Annotated in this window: 21 protein-coding genes; 7 read left to right on the top strand and 14 right to left on the bottom strand. The window is 63.1% G+C overall.

Annotated features, from left to right (window positions below):
• The first annotated feature begins 119 nt into the window (after positions 1 to 119).
• Positions 120 to 767, top strand: coding sequence for a cysteine hydrolase family protein (locus tag NKI18_RS04405; protein WP_352456445.1), 648 nt, complete (start codon positions 120 to 122; stop codon positions 765 to 767).
• A 71-nt stretch (positions 768 to 838) separates the two neighbouring features.
• Here NKI18_RS04405 and NKI18_RS04410 read toward each other — a convergent pair whose 3' ends face one another.
• The 8 genes from NKI18_RS04410 to NKI18_RS04445 form a co-directional block, all read right to left on the bottom strand.
• Entirely contained in the window at positions 839 to 2,518 is a 1,680-nt protein-coding gene (locus NKI18_RS04410) for a formate--tetrahydrofolate ligase (RefSeq protein ID WP_352456446.1), read from the bottom strand.
• A gap of 307 nt (positions 2,519 to 2,825) precedes the next feature.
• Positions 2,826 to 3,950, bottom strand: coding sequence for a DUF2333 family protein (locus tag NKI18_RS04415; RefSeq protein ID WP_023679513.1), 1,125 nt, complete (start codon positions 3,948 to 3,950; stop codon positions 2,826 to 2,828).
• Positions 3,951 to 3,965: 15 nt separating this feature from the next.
• Complete coding sequence (locus NKI18_RS04420; RefSeq protein ID WP_352456447.1) at positions 3,966 to 5,270, bottom strand: DUF6638 family protein; 1,305 nt, start codon at positions 5,268 to 5,270, stop codon at positions 3,966 to 3,968.
• A gap of 198 nt (positions 5,271 to 5,468) precedes the next feature.
• A complete protein-coding gene (locus NKI18_RS04425; protein WP_353018927.1) occupies positions 5,469 to 7,379 on the bottom strand; it encodes an ATP-binding protein in 1,911 nt (636 codons plus the stop codon).
• A gap of 24 nt (positions 7,380 to 7,403) precedes the next feature.
• Positions 7,404 to 8,549, bottom strand: a complete 1,146-nt coding sequence (locus NKI18_RS04430) for a hypothetical protein (protein ID WP_352565770.1) — start codon at positions 8,547 to 8,549, stop codon at positions 7,404 to 7,406.
• A 35-nt stretch (positions 8,550 to 8,584) separates the two neighbouring features.
• Complete coding sequence (locus NKI18_RS04435; RefSeq protein ID WP_352615510.1) at positions 8,585 to 9,673, bottom strand: hypothetical protein; 1,089 nt, start codon at positions 9,671 to 9,673, stop codon at positions 8,585 to 8,587.
• 215 nt (positions 9,674 to 9,888) lie between these two features.
• A complete protein-coding gene (locus NKI18_RS04440; RefSeq protein ID WP_352615512.1) occupies positions 9,889 to 10,278 on the bottom strand; it encodes a c-type cytochrome in 390 nt (129 codons plus the stop codon).
• 127 nt (positions 10,279 to 10,405) lie between these two features.
• Complete coding sequence (locus tag NKI18_RS04445; protein WP_023679506.1) at positions 10,406 to 11,017, bottom strand: thymidine kinase; 612 nt, start codon at positions 11,015 to 11,017, stop codon at positions 10,406 to 10,408.
• 238 nt (positions 11,018 to 11,255) lie between these two features.
• On the opposite strand from NKI18_RS04445, the gene NKI18_RS04450 reads away from it, so the two are divergent.
• From NKI18_RS04450 to choV, 3 genes are all read left to right on the top strand, one after another.
• Positions 11,256 to 12,191 carry a choline ABC transporter substrate-binding protein gene (locus NKI18_RS04450; RefSeq protein ID WP_023679505.1) on the top strand — a complete coding sequence of 312 codons (936 nt, stop codon included), beginning with the start codon at positions 11,256 to 11,258 and terminating at the stop codon, positions 12,189 to 12,191.
• A gap of 118 nt (positions 12,192 to 12,309) precedes the next feature.
• Positions 12,310 to 13,164, top strand: coding sequence for a choline ABC transporter permease subunit (choW, locus tag NKI18_RS04455; protein WP_023679504.1), 855 nt, complete (start codon positions 12,310 to 12,312; stop codon positions 13,162 to 13,164).
• On the top strand, positions 13,161 to 14,342 hold the full coding sequence (gene choV / locus NKI18_RS04460) for a choline ABC transporter ATP-binding protein (RefSeq protein ID WP_023679503.1): 1,182 nt from the start codon (positions 13,161 to 13,163) through the stop codon (positions 14,340 to 14,342). The genes choW and choV overlap by 4 nt, the downstream gene beginning before the upstream one ends.
• A 242-nt stretch (positions 14,343 to 14,584) precedes the next feature.
• Here the strand turns inward: choV and NKI18_RS04465 are convergent, their stop codons facing one another.
• Both NKI18_RS04465 and NKI18_RS04470 read right to left on the bottom strand, forming a co-directional pair.
• Positions 14,585 to 15,994 (bottom strand): ATP-binding protein, encoded by a 1,410-nt coding sequence (locus tag NKI18_RS04465; protein WP_023679502.1) that lies wholly within the window; start codon positions 15,992 to 15,994, stop codon positions 14,585 to 14,587.
• Positions 15,991 to 16,707 carry a response regulator gene (locus NKI18_RS04470; RefSeq protein WP_352478004.1) on the bottom strand — a complete coding sequence of 239 codons (717 nt, stop codon included), beginning with the start codon at positions 16,705 to 16,707 and terminating at the stop codon, positions 15,991 to 15,993. The genes NKI18_RS04465 and NKI18_RS04470 overlap by 4 nt, the downstream gene beginning before the upstream one ends.
• A gap of 237 nt (positions 16,708 to 16,944) precedes the next feature.
• Between NKI18_RS04470 and NKI18_RS04475 the strand changes: the two genes are divergently transcribed.
• The 3 genes from NKI18_RS04475 (at position 16,945) to clpS (ending at position 18,101) form a co-directional block, all read left to right on the top strand.
• Positions 16,945 to 17,289 carry a hypothetical protein gene (locus NKI18_RS04475; protein WP_352469825.1) on the top strand — a complete coding sequence of 115 codons (345 nt, stop codon included), beginning with the start codon at positions 16,945 to 16,947 and terminating at the stop codon, positions 17,287 to 17,289.
• A gap of 34 nt (positions 17,290 to 17,323) precedes the next feature.
• Positions 17,324 to 17,539, top strand: a complete 216-nt coding sequence (locus tag NKI18_RS04480) for a hypothetical protein (protein WP_352450529.1) — start codon at positions 17,324 to 17,326, stop codon at positions 17,537 to 17,539.
• Between the two features lie 256 nt (positions 17,540 to 17,795).
• A complete protein-coding gene (clpS, locus tag NKI18_RS04485) occupies positions 17,796 to 18,101 on the top strand; it encodes an ATP-dependent Clp protease adapter ClpS (RefSeq protein ID WP_023679498.1) in 306 nt (101 codons plus the stop codon).
• A 172-nt stretch (positions 18,102 to 18,273) separates the two neighbouring features.
• Here clpS and NKI18_RS04490 read toward each other — a convergent pair whose 3' ends face one another.
• From NKI18_RS04490 to NKI18_RS04505, 4 genes are read right to left on the bottom strand one after another with little or no spacing between them, the layout of a single operon-like run.
• A complete protein-coding gene (locus tag NKI18_RS04490; RefSeq protein ID WP_352615517.1) occupies positions 18,274 to 20,361 on the bottom strand; it encodes a hypothetical protein in 2,088 nt (695 codons plus the stop codon).
• A gap of 3 nt (positions 20,362 to 20,364) precedes the next feature.
• On the bottom strand, positions 20,365 to 23,187 hold the full coding sequence (locus tag NKI18_RS04495) for a DUF4159 domain-containing protein (RefSeq protein WP_352615518.1): 2,823 nt from the start codon (positions 23,185 to 23,187) through the stop codon (positions 20,365 to 20,367).
• Entirely contained in the window at positions 23,184 to 24,098 is a 915-nt protein-coding gene (locus NKI18_RS04500) for a DUF58 domain-containing protein (RefSeq protein WP_352615519.1), read from the bottom strand. The genes NKI18_RS04495 and NKI18_RS04500 overlap by 4 nt, the downstream gene beginning before the upstream one ends.
• Positions 24,098 to 25,102 carry an AAA family ATPase gene (locus tag NKI18_RS04505; protein WP_352615521.1) on the bottom strand — a complete coding sequence of 335 codons (1,005 nt, stop codon included), beginning with the start codon at positions 25,100 to 25,102 and terminating at the stop codon, positions 24,098 to 24,100. The genes NKI18_RS04500 and NKI18_RS04505 overlap by 1 nt, the downstream gene beginning before the upstream one ends.
• Positions 25,103 to 25,164: the final 62 nt, after the last annotated feature.

Raw genomic sequence — 25,164 nt, forward strand, 5'->3', positions numbered from 1 at the left:
AGCAACGGGTGAGGCCGATTGTCCCAATTCTTTCGAATAATGTCAATCGGGACACTTTTTGCAATCCGGTGCCAAGCTTATCGTCCACCCGTCAATGTCGAACGGGAAAGGAAAACCCCATGTCGCAACCAGCCAAAGGCAAAGCTCCACGCCGCGCCCTCATCGTCATCGATGTTCAAAACGACTATGACGGCGGCAACCTCGCCATCCACCATCCGCCCTTCCGCGACAGCGTCGTCAATGTAGCGCGAGCGATGGATGCGGCCACCGAGGCAGGCGTCAAGGTGGTGGTCATCAAACAGTTGGCGCCGGAAACCTCACCGGTCTTCGCCAAGGGCAGCCATGGCGCCGAGTTGCACCCGGAAATCGCCAGGCGAAACCGCGACCACTACATCGAAAAGAACTTGCCCAGCGCCTTCACCGGCACGGACCTCGAGGAGTGGCTGCGCGCCAACTCTATCGATACGATCACAGTCATCGGCTACATGACGCACAATTGCGATCTGTCGACGGTCATCCACGCCGTGCATATGGGTTTTGAGGTCGAGTTCCTGTCGGACGCAACGGGGTCGTTGCCGTACGCCAACAGCGCCGGCTACGCTTCGGGGGAGGAAATCCATCGCGTCGTGACGATCGTATTGCAGTCGCGCTTCGCGGCCGTTCTCAAAACCGCCGAGTGGATCGATTGCCTGAAGACCGGCGTGGTACCCCAGCACGACACACCCTATGCCTCCAACCAGCGCGCGCTGGCGCGAAGCGCGGCGTAGGAGACTGTTGCGAACAGGCAGAAGGGCGCCACAGCGTTGCGGCGCCCTTTGCCGTTCAAGCTTGATTATCCCTAAAACAGGCCTTCGATCTGGCCCATTTCGTTCAGGAAAATCTTTTCCGAGGATGGCGCTTTGGGCAGGCCGGGCATGGTCATCACCTCGCCGCAGATGATGACGACGAAGCCGGCGCCGGCAGACAGCCTGACCTCGCGCACCGGTACGGTGTGGCCGGTCGGCGCGCCGCGCAGATTCGGATCGGTGGAGAAGGAATATTGCGTCTTGGCCATGCAGACCGGCAAATGACCGTAGCCGGCGTGCTCCCAGGCGTGGAGTTGGTCGCGCACCGATTTGTCGGCGATCGCTTCGGAACCGCGATAGATGCGCTGGACGATGGTGTTGATCTTCTCGAACAGCGGCATGGCGTCCGGATAGAGCGGGGCGAATTGCGACGCGCCGGATTCGGCCAACGCCACGACTCTTTTGGCCAGTTCCTCGATGCCGGCCGATCCCTGAGCCCAGTGCTTGCACAGGATCGCCTCTTCGCCCATCGAGGCGACGTAGTCCTTCATCGCCTGGACCTCGGCCTCGGTATCGGAGTAGAAATGGTTGATGGCGACCACTGCCGGCACACCGAACTGGCGGATGTTCTCGATGTGGCGGCCGAGATTCGCACATCCCTTCTTGACCGCCTCGACGTTCTCCTTGCCGAGGTCCTCCTTCTTGACGCCGCCGTTCATCTTCATGGCGCGAACCGTGGCGACGATGACCGCCGCGGCGGGCCTCAGGCCGGCCTTGCGGCATTTGATGTCGAAGAACTTTTCGGCACCGAGATCGGCGCCGAAACCGGCTTCGGTGACGACGTAGTCGGCAAGCTTCAGCGCCGTCGTCGTGGCAACGACGGAGTTGCAGCCATGCGCGATGTTGGCGAAGGGGCCGCCATGGACGAAAGCCGGGTTGTTCTCCAGCGTCTGCACGAGATTGGGCTGCATGGCGTCCTTCAAGAGTACGGCCATGGCGCCGTCGGCCTTGAGGTCGCGGGCATAGACGGCCGACTTGTCGCGACGATAGGCGACGATGATGTCGCCGAGGCGCTTTTCCAGGTCCTTCAGGTCGGTCGACAGGCACAGGATGGCCATGACTTCCGAGGCGACTGTGATGTCGAAACCGGCCTCGCGCGGGAAACCGTTGGCGACGCCGCCGAGCGAACAGATGATCTCGCGCAGCGACCGGTCGTTCATGTCCATGACGCGGCGCCAGACGACACGGCGGGTGTCGATGCCGAGCTCGTTGCCCCAGTAGATGTGGTTGTCGATCAGCGCCGACAGCAAGTTATGGGCGGTGGTGATGGCGTGGAAATCGCCGGTGAAGTGGAGGTTCATGTCCTCCATCGGCACGACCTGCGCGTAGCCACCGCCGGCGGCACCGCCCTTGACGCCGAAATTCGGTCCGAGCGAAGCCTCACGGATGCAGACGATGGCCTTCTTGCCGAGGCGGTTGAGGCCATCGCCCAAGCCCACCGTCGTCGTCGTCTTGCCTTCGCCGGCCGGTGTCGGGTTGATGGCGGTGACGAGGATCAGCTTGCCATCCTTGTTGCCCTTCACCGACTTGATGAACTCGGCCGAGATCTTCGCCTTGTCGTGGCCGTAGGGCAGAAGATGTTCGCTCGGAATGCCGATCTTCTGGCCGATCTCCTGGATCTGCTTCTTCCTGGCGCCGCGCGCGATCTCGATGTCGGACTTCACTTCGGCCATGGACGACTTCCCTCTGAATTGGACGGATTTGACTAGTGTGGTCGCAAGAATAGCCCGGCATTGCAGGCGCGGGCATGTTCTACCTCTGTCGCTGCCGCGACGTCAACTTTCATGCAACTATGTTTCCTACGAAGAAAATGCCTCTGCGGCCGGCTGCCCTGCTACAGGTTCTTTTCGCGCCGGTTGCCGCGCCGTATAGAAGCCAGAGCAGGCGCGGTTCCGCCGTCTCAAAACAGCCGCGCAATACGCGAAAAGCGACAGAAGCAACGGCGCAAATTCACCAGCGCCGGCTGTGCGGGACGATCCGCTACTGCGTCAGCACGTTGCTGATCTCGACCATGTTCGAGCGCACCCTGAGTATGTAAAACCCCATCGTCGTCAGATGTGTCGGCAACAGCCAGCCGTCCTCGCGGCCATTGGCGATGATGAAGGGCTGGATGCGCAGCGCCGAGACGAATTGCGCGTCCATCGTATCCCACAGGTTCTGCAGGTGCTTTTCCTTGATGACGTCCTCGAAGTCGGCCTGTGCGCCCTTCATCAGCCCGTAATAGGCATAGAGCTGGCCATAGGCGAACCAGAAGCGGTCGTCGGCGCGTGTGTCGAACCAGCCATTATTGTGGTTTTCGGCACGCTCCTTGAGGATCGCCGAGGTCGAACCGATATCGGACGAAATGCGGTCGATATACTGCTTGAGATTGTCGGCGCGGGCATCGAACGTCGCCTGGCAGGCTGCGAGGCGGGCGTTGAAGGAACGCAGCTTGCGCACCGCGTCGCGATAGTAGCTCGGCGTCGGCGTCTTGGGCCCGAACGGGTTCAAGCCGAAATACCAGGTTTCCTCATCGAACTGCAGATTGCCGCGGGCGTCCTGCAGGTCGGCGTCGATCTGCGAGGTGGTGCGGACGCGGCCGAGATTGTCGGCAAGCTCGGTCGCCGTGCGCCGTACCGCCTGGTTGATGCCGCGCTGGAACGACGCCTTGTTGTCCATGAACGGCGTGTGGTCCCAGTCGATGCCGAACAGGCCGAGCTTGTAGAGGATCATCGACGACACCCAGGCATTCTGGTTGACGTTGAAGTCGGTCAGGTCGGCAGCGACCTGGGCAATGGCTGAATTTCCGCAGGTCTTGGCCGTGTCGGTGCCGGCGCCGGCGGAAACCTGTTCACCGGCGGAGCTGTTGCGTTTTTCGAACGTGTATTTGTCGACGTAATTCGGGTCGAAATTGTTCCACCACTGAGTGGCGTAGAAGAAGTTGACATAGAGACCGATCAGCACGAGCACAGCCAGGCCGAGCACCGCCTTCAGGATCCAGCCGCGTTGCGTGTACCAGCGCCCCGCCCACAGGAACGGCCACAGGATCGCGCCGATAAGCAGGCCGATGCCGCGGCCAATCCACTGGAAAATCCGGGTGAAGAAATTCACGATCGGATCAAGCATGGCGATGTCACCCCCTCAGTCAGTCAAGCCGTAGAGGCGTGTGCGAAACGCCACCTTGTCCTTCAGATATGTGGTTTTCAGAACGTCCACAACATGCGATCGCCAGGCGTCGCTGAAGCCTTCATAGTCTCTGTAGAGGCCCGGCTTGTTGAAGACGTAACGCGAAACGAAGTCCTGCGGCACGAAGTCCGAGATCAGCTGGTTGGTCAGCCAGGCGTCGGGATGGTCCGGCTTGGCGCGGATGACCAGGAAGCGCTGCTGCGGGAAGACATCCTCGATCTTGAGATGGCCGAGCTGGGCGATCTCGCGCTTGGCGGCGTTGAGGAAGGGAAAATTGCCGTCCCTGGTGATCAGATCGGTATGGCCGTGGATCCAGGTCTGCAGCCAGACCTTATCGACGTCGGTCAGATTGCGGTCGGGCTCGGCGTCGCGGATCAGCGCGCGCACCACCATTTCGGCGCGATGCTCGAGATAGCCGGAGGTTTCGATCCATGAGGCGCGCGGCAGCTCGATGCGGCCGGTCGAAGCGAGGAATTTGAACACCTTGTCGGCGTCGTGGATCGAGAGGTAGCTCACCTGCCAGGGCCGCGAACGGCGGAAACCCGGCGCTGCCGGGTCGCTGATCACCGTCGTCACGTCGGGATCGACGAACACATAAAGTCCGCCGAAATGGCTGGTCCAATAGGCATTGTGGCGGAAGATCACCTGGTCCGGCACCAGCGCATTCTCGCGGATGTCGCCGCAGATCTTCGCCAGCTCGACCATGTGGGCAAGCATGGCGTTGTCGCGCCAGGCATCCGGTTCCTGCTTCAGCCGGTCGACCAGCTTGCCGAGTTCAGCGGCCTTGCCGAGCACATCCTCGGCCGACAGCACCTTGAATTCGACCTGATTGATCGACAGCAGGTCCTCGATGTCGTCGACCTTGGGGACCGAATCCTCGATCTCGCCGTAGATGACGTCCTTGATCGTCAGCGCATCGATGGCGCGCTGGTTCTTGGACATGAACTCGTACATCAGCAGCGAAGTGTTGGAGAACGCCGTGTGCACCACCGGCAGGTCGATCTGCGACGGCGTCAGGATGATGAAGCGACGGTTGACCTCGTTCGGATCGAGGTAGCTGTAGTCGCCGCATTCCTCGGCGACCTGCGGCGAGAAGCCGGTGCGATCGATCTCGAAGCTTTTCAACTTGGTCGGCTTCAAGCCGAACGCGACCATCGCCTTGTTGTAGCGCTGGATCAGGTGCGGCTCGTCGATCGTCAGCAGCCGGCCGTAGATCAGCTCGTTGTCGCGCAACAAATCGGGTTTCTTGGCGGGGCTCATGCTTTCTTCTTCCCGTTCACGGGGAGAAGGTGTCCGAACGGCGGATGAGGGGCGCGAACGCTCCTTCTCCCCTTGTGGGAGAAGGTGGCCGAGCGAAGCTCGGTCGGATGAGGGGTGTTCCAGCTTGACGAATACCCCTCATCCGTCGCCTTCGGCGACACCTTCTCCCACAAGGGGAGAAGGGGGCGTCGGCGCATCTCACGCATTCCACAGCCCCTTTTTCTTCATATCCTCGATCTCGCGGACGGCACGCTCCCGCAGACGGGTGTCGCGGATCATCTTGGTCACCGCCGCATCATCGGACTTGTCGGAATAGCGGAACTCGGAATCCGCGTAGCGGTTGATCTCCTGCATGACCATGTCCATCGAGAATGGCCCGCGCAGCTCCTCGATCATCGCTTTCTTGTCGTCGTAACCCTTGTGCATGAAGGCTTCCGGCTTTTCGAACCACTCGTCCGGCAATTCGATGTCCATGGCGCGCATCTTGATGGCATCGGTGACGTTCTTGATGGCGCGACCGGTAAAGCGCGGCTCGGCATCCTTGATCATATGCAGATAAGTGCCGATGTCGGCCATCGTCTTTGGCGCGCCATTCTCCTTCATGTAGCGCTCATAGACCTTCATCAACCCGTCTTCCTGTGGCTTCTCATGCTCCTCGTAAGCTTCCATCACCGCGCGCTGGATCTCTTGCGCCACATAGAGCTTGTGGTCGCCGAGCGGGATCTTGTGGTTCTTGCCGGCGAGCAGAACGAAGATGTCGATGTAGTCGTCGCGGCTCTGCGGGCCGTCGACCAGCCAGCGCGCGCCGGCGCGCTGGCGTAGCGCGTCGTCGACGTTTTCGGGATAGTTGGAGAACATGCCGAACGAGCAGTTGCCGCGCACCACGGTCGCCGCACCTCCAAAGGCGTCCATCAGGACGCCGGTGATTTCCTGCTGGCCGGCCGAGGCGCGGTCGTCGGACCGGCGTGCCGCCACCTGGTCGATATCGTCGATGGTGCCGAAGCCGATGACGCGCGGGTTCAGCACATTGTTGATGAACTGGCGGCAGTTCTGGCCCGACTTGCCCTGGTAGGAGGAGATCTGGTCGACGCCGAAATTCTCGTAGGCGAAGGGATAGCCGGCGACCTGGCAATAACCATTGAGAAGACCGGCGATCATCTGGATCAACGTTGTCTTGCCGGTGCCGGGCGCGCCATCGCCGATAAAAGTGAACAGGAAGCCGCCGAGCTCGAGGAACGGGTTCAGCTCGCGCTCGAAGTCATAGGCCATCAGCATCTTGGCAAGCTTGACCGACTGGTATTTGGCGATGTGGTTGCCGACGACCTCTTCCGGTTTTTTGAAGGTCATCACCAGCGGCTTTGCCCGCTTACCCGGCGCGACGTCGAAGCCGTCAAGGGTAAAATCGTCGACGTCGATGCGGATATGCGCGTTCTCGAACGGACCGATGCCGTCGAAGCGGCCCTTTCGCGCCAACAGCCCGTCGATGGCGACGCGGGCAAAGGCGCGGGCGCGGGTCATCAGGTCGGCATCGTCCTTCGAACCTGCTATCGCCCTGTCGAGCCCGGCCACGATCGACTTCACCGCATCCTGTGGCGTGTCGAACAGAAAGTCCGGCTCGGGCGTGTCGTTCGGCGCCTCGCCGTCGCTGTCGATCAGCTGGAACAAATAGGAGGCAAGGCTGAAGGCGGAGATGTAGGCAGAGGCCGACAGCAGCTTCTTGAAGGTGGCAGCTTCATCGCCTTCGAGCGGCGCGCGGGCGTTTTTCGCCTGCAGACTTTCGAGGTCCGAGCCCTCGGCGAAGACATCCGATATGGCCAGCGCTATCGCTGTGCCGCGCCGGGCGCGAAACAACAGCGTGTGCTGCGGGATGGTCAGCAACTGGTCGTCGGAATGGACGGCGGCGACGGTTTTGGAGAGCTCGACCTCGCGCGTGCGGCGCACCGAGCCGACCGAGACGGTAGAGACGAAGCGGCGGTTGGTGCCGGCAAGCGCGGTGCCGGACTCGCGCGATGGGTCCTCCAGCACGACGATGCGAGTGATGAAACTTTGCGCAGTGGCACGGTGCTTTTCAATTGCCGCTTCCGGGATGGTGGTCAGGCCGGTGTCCATGGAGGATGCTCCGCGATTTGACGGTCAGACGTCGCTGATGACCTGCCCTTTGGACAGGATGTGGACCTTGTAGCCCGAAAAGATCTTCTGCGCCTCGCCAGCGGCATAGAGCGCCTGATAGGCCTCGTGCGGAATCAGCGCATGGTTCTCATAGCTCGACACGCCTTGCCGCGCGGCCTCGAGATCGTCGGTATTGATGAAGAATTCCTGCGTCGTCTTTTCGCTCGAAAACAGCCCCTTGCGGCCTGGCTTTTCGGCCTTGGAAAAGACCTCCTGGATGGTCCAGGTCAGCAGCCAGGCGTTTTCCGGCTTGCGCACTTTGGCCAGCACTTCGCTCACCGTCGAATTGTTATCGGTAATCCCTGCAGAATAGAACGGGCCGAGCACGACGCGACGCAGCTGCTTGGGATGCAGCGGCTCGAAATCCTTGTCGAGGTTGACCGCGATGGTCGCCGGCGACAGCGCGTAGGCGGAATTCTTCTCGGTGAAATCGTCGAAACGGTGGGCAAGCTCGGGATTGAGCAAGCCGTCGACCGGCAGCGGAATGTCGACCCTCTCATTAAGTTTGCCGCTGGAGTCGACAAGCTGCCGGATCATGTCGTCCGAGGAATCCTCGACCGTCACCATATACACAAGCGGCAGGTTGGCGCTGCCGTCGAAGCAGGCCCAGTGGACCAGATAATAGGGCCGCAACGTCTTCGGATTGACCGACACCTTGACCGTCTGGGCCAGCGTGAACGGGCCGAAGGTGGTCTCGCTCTTGACGTCCTCGAGGTAAAGCCGCTCGGCCATCGACTTCTGCAGCGCTTCGGGAAATTCCTTGTGGCGCAGGATGAAGTCCGCCATTTCCTCGCGCAACTCATCGGCCAGCGGAAGGTTGGCGAGTCGCGCATCGGCCTGGAGCCGGTCGTTCTCCAACTCGAGCAGGTTCTGGAAGACCGGAAAACCGCTTTCGGCGCGCGAGATGCGGAACGTCTCGGTGAAGCCCAGCCGGTTGCGCCAGCACGAGAACGACTTGTCGAGCCGCGCAATATATTCGGCCACGACCTTGGCGACGATGCCGTGCCGGTAGAGCGGCGAGCGATCGTCGCGCATGAACACTTCGAGGCCGCCAAGTGCCGCCGCGATCGCCGAGAAATAGCGCGCCGCCGCTTCGTTTTCGGGGGTCATGCTGCCAGCCCTTGGGAGCAGTGCACGTGCAGCAATTACGATTGCACGTAATTTGCCGAATTGTGCTTCTTCATCACATCGTCGAAGCGGCGGGCGAAGGCATCGTCGGCGAGCTTCTTGCGGCGCTGGATGTCGGCGGTGGCGACCATGTTCTTCTCGTGCATTTCAAGCAGATCGCCGATGTGCTTTTGCGAGGCGGCACCAATGCCGGCCATGGTCTCTTCGGCGGTGTTGTCGACCTGGCTGCCCAGCGTGTTGATCTTGTGGGCGACATCCTGTTGGGCGGCGGTCTTCAGCGAATCTTCCAGCGCCTTGTACAGAACGATGCGCTGCTCGGTATCGATGGTCAGCTTGTTGATCAGCGTCGATTGCGCCGCGATCTGGTTGTTGAGCGAATCGACGAAGGTCTGGAACATCGAGGTGTAGCGCTCCAGCGTCTGGCTTTCGGCCAGCAATTCCTGCTCCTTGGCCTGCTTCTCGTTGTATTCCGTGGCTAGTTTCGAGCGTTCGCCTTCCAGCTGCGTGCGCTCCTTCTGGCTGGTCGAGGCGGCGATCTTGTTCTCGATGTCGAGCAGCATCGGGTTGAGTTCTTCGATGCGTTTCTGCACGGTCTCGAGATTGGACATGGTGGTCTTGCGGCGCTCGATCACCTGCGACAGGCTGGCCTCGGAGGTCTTGTAGCGCGTGTCGAGAACCTGCTTCTGCGCCTTGAGGATGCCGACGATGGTGTCGGATTTCGCCAGCAGCTCCTGCAGATTGCCGGCCAGCGACATGTTGCGGACGCGGTCGGTGCGCAGGCGCTGCTTGCGCTGGCTGGAGAAGACGCCGACGAAATTCTCCCAGCCGGTGTAGTTCTTCATGCTCTCGAATTCGGCGCCGAAGACGTTGGTGGCGTCCTCCAGGCCGATGATCAGGTCGGCGATATTGCCTTCCATCACCTTCTGCTGCTTCAGCACATCCTCAATGCGGGCATTCTCGATGTCGAAATTGGCGTCGCCGATCTTCTTGTCGGCGGTGGCGAGCGTGTCGAGCACGCTACCGGACTGCTCGATCTTGGTGCGCATGTCCTCTACGACCTGCTTGGTCTTGGCAATCTCGGCATCGAAATTCTGCAATGTCGCCATTGGGGCCTCCCGCTTCGGCATCGGTTTCGTTTCGCAAACCGCCGCGAATATATGTGCCGGGTTTGGCGAATGAAAGACGGAAGACATGGGATTACAGGAAAACAAAAGAATTTCAGGAGGCCGACCGCAGGATAGTCAGGCAATGATTACGGTGTAACTGCCGTCCGGTCAGACACCGCTTCAACCGCGGCTGGACTTTAGGTCGGGAGCGACGCTCAGGGCTTGGGATCGGCCTTGAGGTAGGCGATGACATTGGCGACGTCATCGTCGCTGGTCAGGCCGGAGAAGGCCATTTTGTTGCCGGGGACCTTCTGCCGCGGCGCGCGCAGGTATTCGGCGAGGTTTGCTTCGTCCCAGACCAGGCCGGCGGCGCCGGCGTCCTTCATCCCCTGCGAGTAGCGGCTGAGATAACTGTCCGCGGTGCCGGCGGTGCGGCCGACGACACCCAGCAGATGCGGGCCGACCTTGTCGTGGTCGCTCGTTGCCTCATGACAGGCCATGCATCTGTTGAAGACTTTCTTGCCGAGAGCGGCATCGCCGTCGGCATGCGCGGCAAGAGCGCCGGCGATGAGGAAAGCAGCGGCAGACGAAATGGCTCGAAGCATGGGAACTCCCCGACGGCTCTGGCTGAGAGGTTCTGAAATAGGAAGCAGGCCTTAAACAAGCGCCGCATGATGGCGCGATTGGCGAACGAATGTCGGCCGGGAGGTCGGATGAAAGCAATAGCGCTGGTCAGGTTTTGGTGAAGCCGATGAAATCGTCGGGCACGGCGCGGCCCATTTCTTCTTCCCAATGGCGGCGGCAGAGCGAGACATAGACATCCTTGCCGATCGCCACCTGTTCGCCCTGTTTCGCCACCTTGCCGTCGGCGCCGAGGCGCACCACCATCGTCGCCTTGCGGCCGCAACGGCAGATGGTGCGCACCTCGCGCAGGTCGTCGGCGATTGCCAGCAGGGTGCGCGATCCGGAAAACAGCTTGCCTTGGAAATCGGTGCGCAGGCCGTAGCACATGACCGGGATGTTCAGCCGGTCGGCGATGCGGGCGAGTTGCCAGACTTGCTCCTCTTCGAGGAACTGCGCCTCATCGACGAAGACGCAATGGACCGTGGCGTGGTCGTGATGCTCGGCGACCCGGGCAAACAGATCGTCGCCGTCGCGGAACATCTCGGCTTCCGTCTCCAGGCCGATGCGCGACGAGATCAGCCCGGTATCGCCCTTGCGGTAGTGGCCGGCGATGAACAGCATCGTCGTCATGCCGCGCTCGCGGTAATTATACGAGGCCTGCAACAGCATCGTCGTCTTGCCGGCATTCATCGTCGCATAATGGAAGTACAGCTTGGCCATACCGTCCTTTTAAGCCGAGTTGCAACAAAGCGGGGAGGGGGAGCGCCTACATTCCACCGGGAAAAGGCGACTTCCATCCGGAAAGCGGCGGGCGTGTCGCTGATCGGCCAGCCTGCGCCGTTGTTCGTGATTGCCTTAGTGCTTGAAACCGCAGCAGAATGATGTTTGGCTGACAGAACAAAGGCGGAGATAAAACCGTCGCTTCGCTTCACCGAGAACTGAAAATGGGAGAATTTTCATGTCGCGTATGAGTTCATTCGTCGCCGGCCTCGGCCTGGCGGCTTTTCTATCCACGACTGGGGCCTTCGCCGGCGATCCGGAAAGCTGCAAGACGGTGCGTCTGTCCGATGTCGGCTGGACCGACATCCAGGCGACCACCGGCGTCGCCTCGGTGCTGCTCACGGCGCTCGGCTACGAGCCGCAGGTGATCCAGCTTTCGGTGCCGGTGACCTATGCGTCCCTGAAGAACAAAGATCTCGACGTGTTCCTCGGAAACTGGATGCCGTCGATGACCAACGACATCAAGGACTATGCCGCCGAAGGCTCGGTCGAGACCGTCAGCGAAAATCTCAGCGGTGCCGGCTACGGCATCGTCGTTCCGACCTATGTCGCCGATGCCGGTGTCAAGACGCTGACCGATCTCGGCAAGTTCAAGGACAAGTTCGACGGCAAGATCTACGGCATCGAGGCCGGCAATGACGGCAACCGCATCATCCTCGACATGATCAAGGATCCGAAGACCAATCTCGAAGGCTTCGAACTGGTCGAATCTTCCGAGGCCGGCATGCTCACCCAGGCCGACCAGTCGATGAAGAACAATGAATGGATCGCCTTCCTCGGCTGGACGCCGCATCCGGTGATGGGCGCCATGAAGATCACCTATCTCGAGGGGATGGGAGATAGCGGCTTTGGTGCTGCCACCGTGCATACCAATGTACGCAAGGGCTACATGAGCGAATGCCCGAACGCCGGCAAGTTCATCGCCAATCTGAAGTTCAACCTGGACATGGAAGGCGAGATGATGGACGCGATCCTGAAGGGCGGCGACGCCAATACGGTCGCGACCGACTGGCTGAAGAAGCACCCGGACGCGGTCGCTCCCTGGATCGCCGGCGTCACCACCTTCGACGGCGGCGATGCGGCGGCTGCGGTGAAAACGGCGCTCGGAAGCTGACCCGACCATCTGGCATGACGAGACAAGGGGCAGCCACGGTAGAAATGGCTGCCCTTTTTCATATCCTGTGACAAGATGACCGTCCGGCGAAGGACGGCGCCGGCAGAAGAGGGGCTAGATGGATCCGATCTCCAAATTCCTGGTCAGTTACAAGATTCCCATCGGGGCATGGGGGAAGGCGTTTTTCACCTTCCTCACCGACAATTTCAACACCGTCTTGAGGGCCTTTTCCAATGGTCTAAATTTCCTGCTCGACGGGATGGTCGACGGACTTCTTCTGTTGCCGCCCGTCCTGCTCATCGCGCTGATCGCATTGCTCGCCTATGCCCTGCAGCGTTCGAAGGGGCTGGCATTGGCCGTCTTCCTCGGACTGCTGTTCATCCTCAACCAGAACCTGTGGAAGCAGACGGTGGAGACGCTGGTGCTGGTGGTTGCCGCCGCCGCCACCTCGATGGCCATCGGCGTGCCGCTCGGCATCTGGGCCGCGCACAAGCCGAAGGTCTACCGCATCATGCTGCCGGTGCTCGACCTGATGCAGACGCTACCGACCTTCGTCTACCTGATCCCGGTGCTGACATTGTTCGGGCTCGGCAACGCGCCCGGCCTGATCGTCACCATCATCTTCGTCATCCCGACCTCGGTCCGTCTCACCCATCTCGGCGTCACCTCGGTGCCGAAATCGATCATCGAGGCCGGCGAGGCCTTCGGTGCCACCAGGCGCCAGCTGCTGTGGAAGGTCGAATTGCCTTCGGCGCTGCCCACCATCATGGCCGGCTTGACCCAGTCGATCATGCTGTCGCTGTCGATGGTGGTGTTCGCCGCTCTCATCGGCGCCGGCGGCCTCGGCACCGAGATCAACCGCGCGTTGGGTTCCAGGAAAATCGACCTCGGGCTTGAGGCAGGGCTGGCGATCGTCGTGCTCGCCATCGTGCTCGACCGGATGACGCGCATCGGCGTGGGAGGCAAGAAATGACCGTCGCCGTCGATTTCAGGAATGTCGACATCGTCTTCGGCGCCGACCAGGCCGGCTCGCTGGCGCTGATCGACAGCGGCGCCACCCGCGCCGAGATCCTCGAACAGACCGGCAACGTGCTGGGCTGCGCCGGCGCCAGCCTCACCGTGAACGAGGGCGAGATCTCGGTGCTGATGGGGCTTTCCGGCTCCGGCAAATCGACGCTGCTCAGAGCCGTCAACCGGCTGAACGTCGTCTCGCGCGGCCAGGTGCTGGTCAAGGACGGCGACGGCACGGTCGACGTCGTCACCTGCGACGAGGCGACGCTTCGGCGGTTGCGGCAGAAACAGGTGGCGATGGTGTTCCAGCAGTTCGGCCTGCTGCCGTGGCGCACGGTGGAGGAAAATGTCGGCCTTGGCCTCGAGCTCGCCGGCGTACCCGAAGCCGAGCGCAAGGAGCGGGTGAACAGGCAACTGAAGCTGGTTCATCTCGACCAGTGGTCGAAGAAATATGCGCATGAGCTTTCCGGCGGCATGCAGCAGCGCGTCGGCCTGGCGCGCGCCTTTGCCACCGAGGCGCCGATCCTGCTCATGGACGAGCCGTTCTCGGCGCTCGATCCGCTGATCCGGACCAAGCTGCAGGACGAGTTGCTGCAGCTCCAGGCCGAGCTGAAGAAGACCATCATCTTCGTCAGCCACGACCTCGAGGAGGCGCTGAAGATCGGCACCCATATCACCATCATGGAAGGCGGGCGCATCGTGCAAACCGGCGCGCCGGAAGACATCGTGCTGCGGCCCGCCAACGACTATGTCCGCGACTTCATCGCCAATGTGAACCCGCTCTCGGTGCTGACCGCGTGGAACGTCATGCGCGACCGACGCGACCTCGAACATGGCGAGAACGGCTGGGTGTGGCTCGACCGGCGCAGGACGACGCGTTTCAAGATCGACGAGCATGGGCTGGTGGCGGCGGCCGAGCGCGACGGCAAGCCGGCGGTCTGGGTGTCCTGCGCCGATGTCGAAGCCCAGCCGGAGGAGACGGCTCAGGTATTCTGGGCCAATCCCGGCACCTCGCTGAAGACCGTGATGCTGGCCATGCATCGCTCGCAGACCGCACCGGTGGCGCTGTTCGACGACCAGTCGCGCTTCGTCGGCGCCATCGGCGTCAGGGATGTGCTGAGCGCGGTGCTGCGAAGATAGTTTTTCTCCTTGGGGAGAGAACCAAGACCAAACGCCGAGTTCTGTCGCGCCCGCCTCTGTCCTGTCGGACATCTCTCCCACTTGGGGGGAGATCGGCGGTTTCGCGGACGGCTCTCACATTCCAACGTTTGTAATTGGCGAAATCGGCGACGACGGCCAATCTCCCCACCTGTGGAGGAGGTGTCCAGCAGAACAGAGGGGGCGCGAAGGAACGCCGGCTTAGCCCGATACCGCAAGCTAGTCTAAACCGCCAGCGGCAGGCGCAGCTCCGTCATCAGGCCGCCATCGGGATGGTTGGACAGGCTGACTTCGCCGCCGGCGCTACGGGCGATGTTGCGGGCGATGGTCAAGCCGAGGCCGAGGCCGCCGGTCTGACGGTTGCGCGACTGTTCCAGGCGCACGAACGAGCCGAACACGGCGTCGAGCTCGGCTTGCGGTATGCCCGGACCCTCGTCATGGATCGCCAGCGTGATTGTCTTGCCTGATTGACGCAGGCTGAGATGCGCCCTCTTGCCATAGGTCACCGCGTTCTGGACGAGGTTGGTGACACAGCGCCGTAGCGCAACCGGCCGCGCGACGCAGATCAGGCCGCGCGAGCGCGCGTCCTCATTGTCGAAGGAGACCTCGTCGAAGCCGTCGGCGATCGATTCTACCAGCGACCAGAAATCGATCCTCTCGCTCTTCTCCTCGGTCACCTCGAAAGTGGCGAAGTCGATGACCGAGCTGGCAATGCCTTCGATGTCGGCGAGGTCGTGCGCCAATGCGGCGCGCACGGACGAATTCCTCAGCAGTTCGAGGCGCAGCCGCATCCTGGTCAGCGGCGTGCGCAGGTCGTGCGCCAGTGCGGCCGCAAGATGCTCGCGGTCCTCGACGTAGGCGCGCAGCCTCGCCTGCATGGCATTGACCGCCTTTGCCGCGGTACGCACCTCGCGGCTGCCGCTCTCGGCGATCGGCGGGCTTTTCAGGTCCTCGCCGATCCGCTTCACCGCGGTCTCCATCATCCGGTAGGGCGCCGTCAGCCGGCGCAGCGACCAAATCGAGGAAGCCACCACCAGCCCGGCGATCAAGGCATAGAGCGGCAGGCTATCGAAGCTCAGTATCGGTCCGGCCGGTGTGTTCGGCTCGGTGAAATTCAGCCATTGGCCGTCGGCAAAGCGAAGCGAAGCGGTCAGCTTGTCGCTCTGGGCGAAATCGGCCGCCAGCACCAGCAGGTCGCGCTCGACCTGGCCGATATCGGGACCGGCGACCGTCCCACCGGGAGCGTCGGCTTCGTGCGTTGCCGGGTCGCGGCGGACCCGCGCGTCGGTGATGCCGAACTTCGATAGCCGACCGACCAATATGTCTTCCAATTCGGCCAGTTCGTCGTCGCCGGCTATCGACGAAGTAACGGCGGGCGTGTCGGAGACGGTGAGCGCATAAGTGGCGTTGAACAGGCCGGAGGCCGTCGCCTTGCGCTGTTCCGGCGTAGCATCATGCATCAGCTGCACCAGCGAGAAGGCGCGGTCGTTCAGCCGGTAGAGATCGACGACGTCATTGGCGGCGGCACGGTCGCGCGAAACGATGTAAAGGGTCGCGATCTGGCTGATCAGCAGGCCGGCGATGACGATGAGCAGCACCCAGACCGGCAGCGTTTGCGGCAGAATGCGTCTCATTCGGAGGTCGTCTCAGGCAGGAACTGGTAGCCGCCGCTGCGCACCGTCAAGATCAGCTTCGGCGTTTTCGGGTCGTCCTCCATCTTGCGCCGCAGCCGGCTGACCAGAATGTCGACGCTGCGGTCGAAGCTGTAGCCGCTGTCGCCGCCGGACAGCTCGATCAGCTGCTCGCGGCTCAGTACGCGCTGCGCGCTCTTGACGAAGGTCTGCAGGAGATTGAATTCGGCCATCGTCAGCTCGATCCTGACGTCGCCGGGCGCCATCAGCCGGCGGCGCGAACAGTCCATCGTCCAGCCGGCGAAATGGTAGATCTGCCGCGAGGCGGCGCGTCGCGGTTCGGCGGCGCCATTGCGTCTCAAGACGGCACGAATACGTGCGAGCAGCTCGCGCGGATCGAAGGGTTTCGGCACGTAGTCGTCGGCGCCCATCTCTAGCCCAACCACGCGGTCGGTAGTTTCGGTAACCGCGGTCAGCATGATGATCGGCGTCGAATAATTGGCGCGCAACTCGCGGCAGAGCTCCAGCCCGCTCTTGCCGGGCAGCATGACGTCCAGGACGATCAGGTCGACCTGGGCGCGGCGCAGGATGGTCTCCATCTCGGTGCCGTCGGCGGCGACCGATGTGTGCAGCCCTCGCTTCTGGAAGAATTCCTGAAGCAGGTCGCGAATGCCCTTGTCGTCGTCGACGATCAGTATGTGGGGGTCGGATTTCACAGGGAACCTGTCATTTGTGGATCGCCCAAGCGCTGCTTCGGCCGTCAGCCAGACGATAGAATTCAGGCCATAAGTTGGCCAGTGGAGATCGGCGGCCCGATCCGGGCTGCCCAGAAACAATCCAGAAACAAAATTCTACAATCCGGAAAAACTGCCGAAAAAAATCAAAGGCATAAGTGGTGCCGTGGCGGTCAGGTCATCGGCTGCGACACGCGTTACGGGATTACGGACAGACCAATGCAAAGGTTCTCGATCAGTCTGATGGGTGCGTTGCTTTCCATTTCGCTCGTCACGGTCGCGGTCGAACATGCCGATGCAAAACTGGCCGATGCGAAGGTGGCCAATGCAAAGGCGGCCGATGCAAAGGTGGCGACCACCCGCAGCGAGCGTTGCATCGATCTGAACCGCCAGTTTGACGAAGCCCTCGAAACCCATGCCGCGGCAACGCAGGTCACCGCGGCGAAAGCACTTCAAAGAAAGGGAAACCGGTTCTGCGCCAACAAGAAACAGGCACAGGGAATCCGGATGCTCGCGAACGCTTTGAAGCTGCTTGGAGTGACACCGATCGATCCCGTTCAGTGACACAATCCGATCTGCACAAAAAGGAAGTGAAGCCATGAAAAAGTCCCTCCTCTCCGCCCTCGGTCTCGCCATCGCGCTGGCCGTCTCGATGCCGGTTCTCGGCGCCAGCAGCGCCAATGCCGCGACCACCACCCCGGCTGCGACGACAACGACGACCGCTGCGCCGGCCAAGGCCGTGAAGAAGGTCGCTGCCAAGAAGACCGTCAAGAAGCACAAGAAGCACGCGGTCAAGGCAGCTCCCAAGGCCTGATCAAGCGACATCTTTCTACCCTATGAGAAGACCGCTCCAGTTGCGATTTGCCTGGAGCGGTCGTCTTTTTTGTTGCGTGCAGACAGTAGGGCCAGTCCCGGCCCACACCCCCGTTGAACGCCAGACGGCAGTTCCCACATAGGCACGGACTTTTGAACTGCGCCTGCCGGGAAGCCGATCGCGCGCGGTTGAATGGACGACCGCTTTTGCCCATGTCAAAATGACCGCAAAGCTGTCGTACGCAATTGCCGGTCCAATGCCTGAAATCACGACAAAACCCCGTACCAGCACGAAGCCGAAGGTCGAACGGCCGAAGCTCTACAAGGTCATCCTGGTCAATGACGATTTCACTCCGCGCGAGTTCGTCGTGACGGTGCTGAAGGCCGAGTTCAAGCTCAGCGAAGACCAGGCGCATAGGATAATGATCACCGCGCACCGGCGCGGCGTCTGCGTTGTCGCCGTCTTCACCAGGGATGTCGCCGAGACCAAGGCGGCGCGGGCAACCGATGCCGGCAAGGCCAAGGGCTACCCGCTGATGTTCACGACGGAGCCGGAGGAGTAGGGCGGTTCGCTTTCTTCCTTCTCCCCTTGTGGGAGAAGGTGGCCGAGCGAAGCTCGGTCGGATGAGGGGTGTTCCAGCTTGGCAAGGACGGCACTCCGTCCAGCACCCCTCAACCGTCTTGGCGCTGCGCGCCAATCCACCTTCTCCCACAAGGGGAGAAGGATAAACCGCGTTACCGCCCTTCGCGGTACCACATCGAGCCCATCGCCAGAAGCAGCAGGCCGAGCCCCAAGAAGCCACCGAACAGCGGCACGCGCGAGACGGCCTTGAGTACGCTGTCGTCGGTGGTGCGCAGGCCGATCCAGTCATTGCCGGAAGCCGCGCCCGAGGAACGGACCGGGACTACGGATGGCAGCGTGACGGTGCTGGTCAGGTTGCCAATGGCCGATGCCGGCGCCAGCCGGCGAACGCTGCCGCCGGTTGCCTCAGCCGGTGGTTTCAGCCGGTTCTCGGTGGAGACGACGTCGGTGAATTCCGGGGCGTTGACCGGCCCGACATGGGCCAATGCCGTCAGGTCGCCATTGCCGACCTGATAGAGACCGATTTCGTTGGTCTCGACGCTGCCGAGGAAGACGCCTGGTTCGGATTTCTCGAGCCTGACGATCAGTGCCTTGCCGGACGGCGTGATGACTTGCGCCGGGCCGGGATCGTCGCTCATCGTCTGGCGGCGGATTTCCAGCACCATGCCGCGGCCGTCGGCGGTCAGCCGCTCTTCCTCGAGTTCGGGCTCCTTCATCAGCCAGTGGGCGATGCGCCGGTAGAGCTGGACATGCGGCCCACCGCCCTCGAAGCCGCGCGCCCACAGCCAGCCCTGGTCGGACAGAAGCATGCCGACGCGGCCTTCGCCCTTGCGATCGAGCAGTAGCAGCGGCCGGTTGTCGGCGCCCTTCATCACCACCTCGCCCTCGGGGTTCTCAACGCCGATGGTGCGGAACCAGCGGCTCCAGTGCGGCGGCTCGGTCGCGGAGCCATCGAGCCCGCGCGTTACCGGATGACGCTGGCCGGTATCGGTGAGGCGCGGATAGAAGGCCTTGTCGATGACCTCGCCGGTCGGCATTGCCGGCAGCGCCGACATCAGCGGCGTGCGGGCGATCGAGCTTTCGCCGGCATATTCGGGGCCTGCCGCGATCAGTAGCGCGCCGCCCTTTTCGACATACTCGGAGATGTAGTCGTAATAGAGGATCGGCAGCACGTCGCGGTGCTGATAGCGGTCGAAGATGATCAGGTCGAAATCCTTGATCTTCTCGACGAACAGCTCGCGCGTCGGGAAGGCGATCAGCGACAATTCGTTGATCGGCGTGCCGTCCTGCTTTTCCGGCGGGCGCAGGATGGTGAAGTGCACGAGGTCGACCGAAGCGTCGGATTTCAGCAAATTGCGCCAGGTGCGCTCGCCGGCATGCGGTTCGCCGGAAACAAGCAGCACGCGCAGATTTTCGCGGATGCCGTCGATCAGCGCGATGGCGCGGTTGTTGGTGTCGGTGAGTTCGCCCGGCTCGTGGTTGATGGCGAGTTCGACGATGTTTCGCCCGGCGCTGGGAATGGTCACCTGCAGCGGCATCGCCTGGCCGATGTTGGCGTGCTCGACCGATACCTGCTCGCCGTTGACCGATACGCGGACATCGACCGGGCCGGTTTCGTTGTTGGTGGCGATGACGCGATACGTCATTTCGAGCGGCTTGCCGACCAGCCCGAATCGCGGCGCATTCTCGAAGCGGATGCGGCGGTCCTTCTCATGCTCGTTGCCGGTAATCAGCGCATGCAGCGGGGCATTGAAGTCAGGTGCGCCAAGCGGCGCGTCATGCACCTCGCCATCGGTGATCATGATGGCGCCGGCGATGCGCGATGGCGGCACGTCGCGGAAAGCATTTTCGAGCGAGGAAAACAACCGCGTCTCGGTGCGCTCGTCGGCGGCTTCGGACTTGCCGGCCTCGACGACACGGACGTCGAACTGCTTGAAGCGGCCGAGACGCTGCTGAAGCCCGGCCAATGCCGCGTCGGTCTGCTTGGTGCGGTCGCCTATATCCTGGCTCTGGCTGCGATCGACGACGACGGCGACGATGCTTTTCAGCGGCTCGCGCTCTTCGTCGAGGAACACCGGATTGAGCAGCGCCGCAGCCAGCGCAATCAGGGCTGCCAGGCGGAAGACCGCGCCGCGCTGGCGAAACCAAAGGCCGGCGAGGGACAGCAGCAGCAGCGGCACCAGAACCACGGCGAGCAGCGGCCAGGTGATGAGCGGTTCGAAGGCGAGCGACCAGTTCATGGTCTATTGCCCCAACCGTTCGAGCAGCACCGGGACGTGCACCTGGTCGGATTTGTAGTTGCCGGTCAGCATATACATCATGATGTTGACGCCGGCGCGCAGCGCATAGATGCGCTGCATCGGATCCGAAGGCACCGTCGGCAATAGCGGGTCGCCATTCTCGTCGACGGCCCAAGCGCCGGCGAAATCATTGGCGGTGATCATGATCGGCGAAACGCCGTCGCCGGTGCGCACCGGGCGGTTCTCGGTGTTGCTGGCTTCGAGCGATGCCTCGACCCAAAGCGGGCTGCCGGCAAAACGGCCGGGAAACTCCGGAAGAATGTAGAAGGATTTGGTCAGCACGTGATCCGACGGCACCGGTTCAAGCGGTGGCACGTTGAGGTTGCCGAGGATGTCGCGCAGCCGCTCCGTCGCCGGGCTGGTCGAATCCGCACCAATGCCATTGGCGAACTGGTCGCGGGTGTCGAACAAGACCGTTCCGCCCTGCTGCATGTAGGCGTCGATGCGGGCGATGGCGGCCTCGCTGGGCATCGGGGCCGAGGGATCGATCGGCCAGTAGATCAGCGGATAGAAGGAAAGTTCGTCCTTCGAGATGTCGACGCCGGCCGGTGCTCCGGGTTCGAGCGCGGTTTTTTCGATAAGAAAGCGGGTCAGGCCTTCGAGCCCGGCGCGGCTGATCGAATCGACACCCGGCTCGCCGGTCAGCACGTAGGCGATCCGGGTCTTTGAAATGTCCCCGATCGCCTCCGTATCTCCCGGTTTGGCGTCGTCGGCACGCGCGACGTCCGCGTGGCCAATCAAGGCGCCGAGCGCAATCAGCAGGACGGCTGCCGTCGCCGCAGCGCCGGCACGGCGCGGCCGGCGCGACAACAGGCCGCCCATCCAGAATACGGCAAGCGTGTCGAGCACCATCAGCACCAGGGCGGCCGTGACAAGCGGACCTTTGAGGTTGTGTTGCTCGTCGAAGGCATACTGGATGGTGGTGACCGGCACCGTGATTTCAGGCCGGGCCAGCGGCCTGAATGCGCTGTCGCCGCCGAGCAGATTGTGAGCGAACACTCCTGTCTCGGAGCCGTAGAGGCCGGGCGGGTTTTCCAGCGTCACCGGCAGCGGGCCGGCGCCGGGCACCAGCGGCCTGGCATCCGGCGTCGGCGGCACCAGCGTGCCGTCGGCGGCGATCATACGATAGGGTGCCAGCGACGTGGCGGCGGCCTCGGCATTGGCGACAGCCGCGCCCTGGTTGCGCGACAATTGCACGATGCGCCGCAGCATCTCGACGAAGCTGCCGGAGATCGGCAGGTTGGACCACGTCGCCTCGGGGGTGACGTGGAACAGTACGAGGGTGCCCTTGTCCTTCTTCATCCCGGTCACCAGCGGCGTACCGTCGGCAAGCGTGGCCCAGGTGCGCTCGACGATGTCGGGCGTCGGTTCGGCCAGCACCTGCCTGGTGACGGTGACCTCGGTGGGCGGCGCGAGGTCGGCGAAGGGACCGGTTTTCGGGAATTCGGTGACCGGCTGCGGCGCCGTCCATGACAGCGCGCCGCCAAGCGATCGTTCGCCCGTGCGCAGCCGAACTGGCAGCAGGTCGTCGTCATTGCCGGCAGCGGCCAGCCGCGAACCGGCAAAACGCACCAGCGTGCCGCCCTTGTCGACCCAGTCAACCAGCCTTTGCCGCGCTTGTTCCGGAATGGTGCCGACATCGGCCATGAGGATCATCGCCGGCTTCTGGTCGAGCAGTTGCGGGATGGCGTCGGCGAGATCGACGCTCGACGGCTCGACCAGATCGGCGAAAGGCTGCAGGGCGCGGCGGATGTAATAGAGCGGCGACAGCAGCGGTTGCGCCTGGTCGGCCTCGGCCTGCGACAGCAGCCCGACGCGGCGGCGTTTTGAACTCTCATCCAGCACGCGGACGGCGCCGGCCTGGCGCTCGCCATCGAGCGCGATATAGGCGAAATCGTTGCGCAGTTCGAACGGCACTGCCATCGTGCCGGTGGCGGTGGATCCGCCCGGGGCAAAGGTCAGCGTCGCGTCGGCAATGCGGCGGCCCTTGTCGTCGAAGGCGCCGGCCGTCACCTGTGCAGGTGCCGGATCGCCCGGTGCGCGGATGGCGGTCAGGGCGAAGCCGTCGACCTGGTTGTCGGCGCCGGTCAGGCCGGTCAGCGACAGCCGGTCGGAGACGGCCCAGACGACGCGTGCTGCGTTCTTCGACAACAGCGTGTTGAACGCGGCTTCGTCGCCTTGCGCCGCCAGACCATCGGCGAGCACCGCGACGCTGGCGCCAGGCAGCGACTCCAAGGCTGAAGCGACGCGGGCATAGACGGCGGGGCGGTCGGTCGGGATCGGCCGCGGCTTTGCCGCGCGCAGCCGGTCGAGCGCGGCAGCGGCATCGAAGGGACCGATCTCGGCATTCGGCTTCTCGGCGGTGAAAGCGATGAGCACCGGCACGCCGTTCGAATTGGCATCGGCGATCAGCCGCTCGGCGGTGGCGACGCGCTTGCCCCAGTCGGCGGCACTTGCCCAGTCATTGTCGATCACCAGCGCCAGGGCAGCGCCCTCGGCCGGCAGCTTTTCGCGCGGATTGAAGACCGGTTCGGCAAGTGCTGCCACGACAAGCGCGGCCATCAGCAGCCTAAGCAGCGTCAGCCACCAAGGGCTCTGCTGCGGCGTTTCTTCGCGCCTCAGCACGCGGGCGAGAATCCTCAGCGGCGGAAACACCTCGGTTTGCGGCCTGGGCGGGGTCAGCCGCAGAAGCCACCAGATCACCGGCAGCGCCAGCAGGCCCCACAGCACCATCGGCGCCCCGAAGGAGAGCGGCAGCCAACTCATGCGCGGGCCCTCCCGGCAAAGGCGCCTTCGCCGGTCATCGCCATGTGGATGCGCACCAGCGCCTCGGAGGCAAGACGGTCGGTATGATTGACGGTAAAGCTCCAGCCAAGCCGTTTGCACCAGGCGGCCAGTTCCTGGCGGCGGGCGGCATAAAGCAGGCGATATTCCTCGCCCAGCATTTCGGCGCGGCCGGCGGTCAGCTTGTCGCCGGTCTCAGGATCGGTGAATTCGGTGCGCCCGGCATAGGGGAAGCTTTCCTCGGCCGGATCGGCGACCTCGACCAGATGCGCGCGCACGCCGTGGCGGGCGAGCACGTCCAGCCACGCCATGGTGTCCTCGACCGGGTCGAGGAAATCGCTGACGAGGACGATGTCGCAGAACCGGCGAATGCCGGATAGGTCGGGCTTTGCCGGCAGGTCGCCGGCGTGCATCAGTTGCGCCGCGATGCGCTCGGCGCCATTGCGGGCGGTGAACGGGTCGGTCAGGCCCGGCCAGGCAATGCGCTCGCCGCTGCGCGACAAAAGCTCGGCCATGGCCAGCGCCAGCACCAGCGCGCGCGATTCCTTGGGAACGCTGGCTCCGGTCGATTTGTAGAGCATGGAAGGCGAGGGATCGGCCCACAGCCACACCGTGTGGGCGGCCTCCCATTCACGGTCGCGGACATAGGTGTGATCGTCGCGGGCGGAACGGCGCCAGTCAATGCGCGAGGAATCGCCTTCGACATAGGGCCGGAACTGCCAGAAATTCTCGCCGATACCGCGCTTGCGGCGGCCATGCCAGCCGGCAATTACCGTGTTGACGATGCGGCGCGCCTCGACCAGCAGGTCCGGCACCAACGAAGCCCGCAACCGGCCTCTGGCGAGCGCATCGCGCGTCGCTGCCGGTGCCTGCGCTTCACCGATGCGCGCCATCAAATCCCTTTCGCGAGCTTCGCCACGACATCGCGAACCGTGGTGCCCTCGGCGCGGGCGGCGAAGGTCAGCGCCATGCGGTGCTGCAGCACCGGCTCGGCGAGCGCGCGGACGTCGTCGACCGACGGCGCCAGCCGGCCGTCATAGAGGGCGCGGGCGCGGGTGCACAGCGTCAGCGCCTGGCTGGCGCGCGGGCCTGGGCCCCAGGCGACGTGCTTGTCGGTATCGGCGTTGCCCTGGCCGGGGCGCGCTGAGCGCACCAGCTTGAGGATCGCCTCGACGACGCTTTCCGGCACCGGTATGCGGCGGATGAGCGTCTGGATGTCCTTCAGCCGCGCCGGCTGCAGCACGTTTTCAGCCTTGGCATCCTCGATACCGGTGGTTTCCAGCAGGATGCGGCGCTCCGCCTCGATCTCGGGGTAGAGGATATCGACCTGCATCAGGAAGCGGTCGAGCTGCGCTTCCGGCAGCGGATAGGTGCCTTCCTGCTCCAGCGGGTTCTGCGTCGCCAGAACGTGGAACGGTGACGGCAGATCATGGCGCACGCCGGCAATGGTGACGTGGTATTCCTGCATCGACTGCAGCAGCGCCGACTGGGTGCGTGGCGAGGCGCGGTTGATCTCGTCGGCCATCAGCAGTTGCGCAAAGATCGGCCCGGAAATGAAGCGGAAGGAGCGCTTGCCGAATTCATCCTGCTCCATCACCTCGGAGCCGAGAATGTCCGATGGCATCAGGTCGGGCGTGAACTGGATGCGGCGCGAATCGAGGCCGAGCACGATGCCCAGCGTTTCGACCAGCTTGGTCTTGGCGAGGCCGGGCACGCCGACCAGCAGTGCATGGCCGCCGGCCAGCAATGCGACGAGCGTGCGCTCGACGACGCTTTCCTGGCCGAAAATGACCCGGCCGACGCCGTCACGGACCTTCGAAATGTCGGCCAGCGCTTTCTCGGCCTGCGCCACCATGTCCTTTTCGCTGATCGGGCTTTCCTTGATCATAACGCTCATGCAGCATCGATCCTTCTGGTTGGAAATCCGCTTGGCACCTTGGTGCCGCAGAGAATGCCGCG

The sequence above is a fragment of the Mesorhizobium sp. M0800 genome (assembly GCF_040320095.1).
In the GTDB taxonomy this organism is placed as follows: domain Bacteria; phylum Pseudomonadota; class Alphaproteobacteria; order Rhizobiales; family Rhizobiaceae; genus Mesorhizobium.

Bases quoted from the DNA above. Each gene is read 5' to 3' on its own strand.
- NKI18_RS04405 (WP_352456445.1), top strand. From the start codon at position 120: ATGTCGCAACCAGCCAAAGGCAAAGCTCCACGCCGCGCCCTCATCGTC.
- NKI18_RS04410 (WP_352456446.1), bottom strand. From the start codon at position 2,518: ATGGCCGAAGTGAAGTCCGACATCGAGATCGCGCGCGGCGCCAGGAAG.
- NKI18_RS04415 (WP_023679513.1), bottom strand. From the start codon at position 3,950: ATGCTTGATCCGATCGTGAATTTCTTCACCCGGATTTTCCAGTGGATT.
- NKI18_RS04420 (WP_352456447.1), bottom strand. From the start codon at position 5,270: ATGAGCCCCGCCAAGAAACCCGATTTGTTGCGCGACAACGAGCTGATC.
- NKI18_RS04425 (WP_353018927.1), bottom strand. From the start codon at position 7,379: ATGGACACCGGCCTGACCACCATCCCGGAAGCGGCAATTGAAAAGCAC.
- NKI18_RS04430 (WP_352565770.1), bottom strand. From the start codon at position 8,549: ATGACCCCCGAAAACGAAGCGGCGGCGCGCTATTTCTCGGCGATCGCG.
- NKI18_RS04435 (WP_352615510.1), bottom strand. From the start codon at position 9,673: ATGGCGACATTGCAGAATTTCGATGCCGAGATTGCCAAGACCAAGCAG.
- NKI18_RS04440 (WP_352615512.1), bottom strand. From the start codon at position 10,278: ATGCTTCGAGCCATTTCGTCTGCCGCTGCTTTCCTCATCGCCGGCGCT.
- NKI18_RS04445 (WP_023679506.1), bottom strand. From the start codon at position 11,017: ATGGCCAAGCTGTACTTCCATTATGCGACGATGAATGCCGGCAAGACG.
- NKI18_RS04450 (WP_023679505.1), top strand. From the start codon at position 11,256: ATGTCGCGTATGAGTTCATTCGTCGCCGGCCTCGGCCTGGCGGCTTTT.
- choW (WP_023679504.1), top strand. From the start codon at position 12,310: ATGGATCCGATCTCCAAATTCCTGGTCAGTTACAAGATTCCCATCGGG.
- choV (WP_023679503.1), top strand. From the start codon at position 13,161: ATGACCGTCGCCGTCGATTTCAGGAATGTCGACATCGTCTTCGGCGCC.
- NKI18_RS04465 (WP_023679502.1), bottom strand. From the start codon at position 15,994: ATGAGACGCATTCTGCCGCAAACGCTGCCGGTCTGGGTGCTGCTCATC.
- NKI18_RS04475 (WP_352469825.1), top strand. From the start codon at position 16,945: ATGCAAAGGTTCTCGATCAGTCTGATGGGTGCGTTGCTTTCCATTTCG.
- NKI18_RS04480 (WP_352450529.1), top strand. From the start codon at position 17,324: ATGAAAAAGTCCCTCCTCTCCGCCCTCGGTCTCGCCATCGCGCTGGCC.
- clpS (WP_023679498.1), top strand. From the start codon at position 17,796: ATGCCTGAAATCACGACAAAACCCCGTACCAGCACGAAGCCGAAGGTC.
- NKI18_RS04490 (WP_352615517.1), bottom strand. From the start codon at position 20,361: ATGAACTGGTCGCTCGCCTTCGAACCGCTCATCACCTGGCCGCTGCTC.
- NKI18_RS04495 (WP_352615518.1), bottom strand. From the start codon at position 23,187: ATGAGTTGGCTGCCGCTCTCCTTCGGGGCGCCGATGGTGCTGTGGGGC.
- NKI18_RS04500 (WP_352615519.1), bottom strand. From the start codon at position 24,098: ATGGCGCGCATCGGTGAAGCGCAGGCACCGGCAGCGACGCGCGATGCG.
- NKI18_RS04505 (WP_352615521.1), bottom strand. From the start codon at position 25,102: ATGAGCGTTATGATCAAGGAAAGCCCGATCAGCGAAAAGGACATGGTG.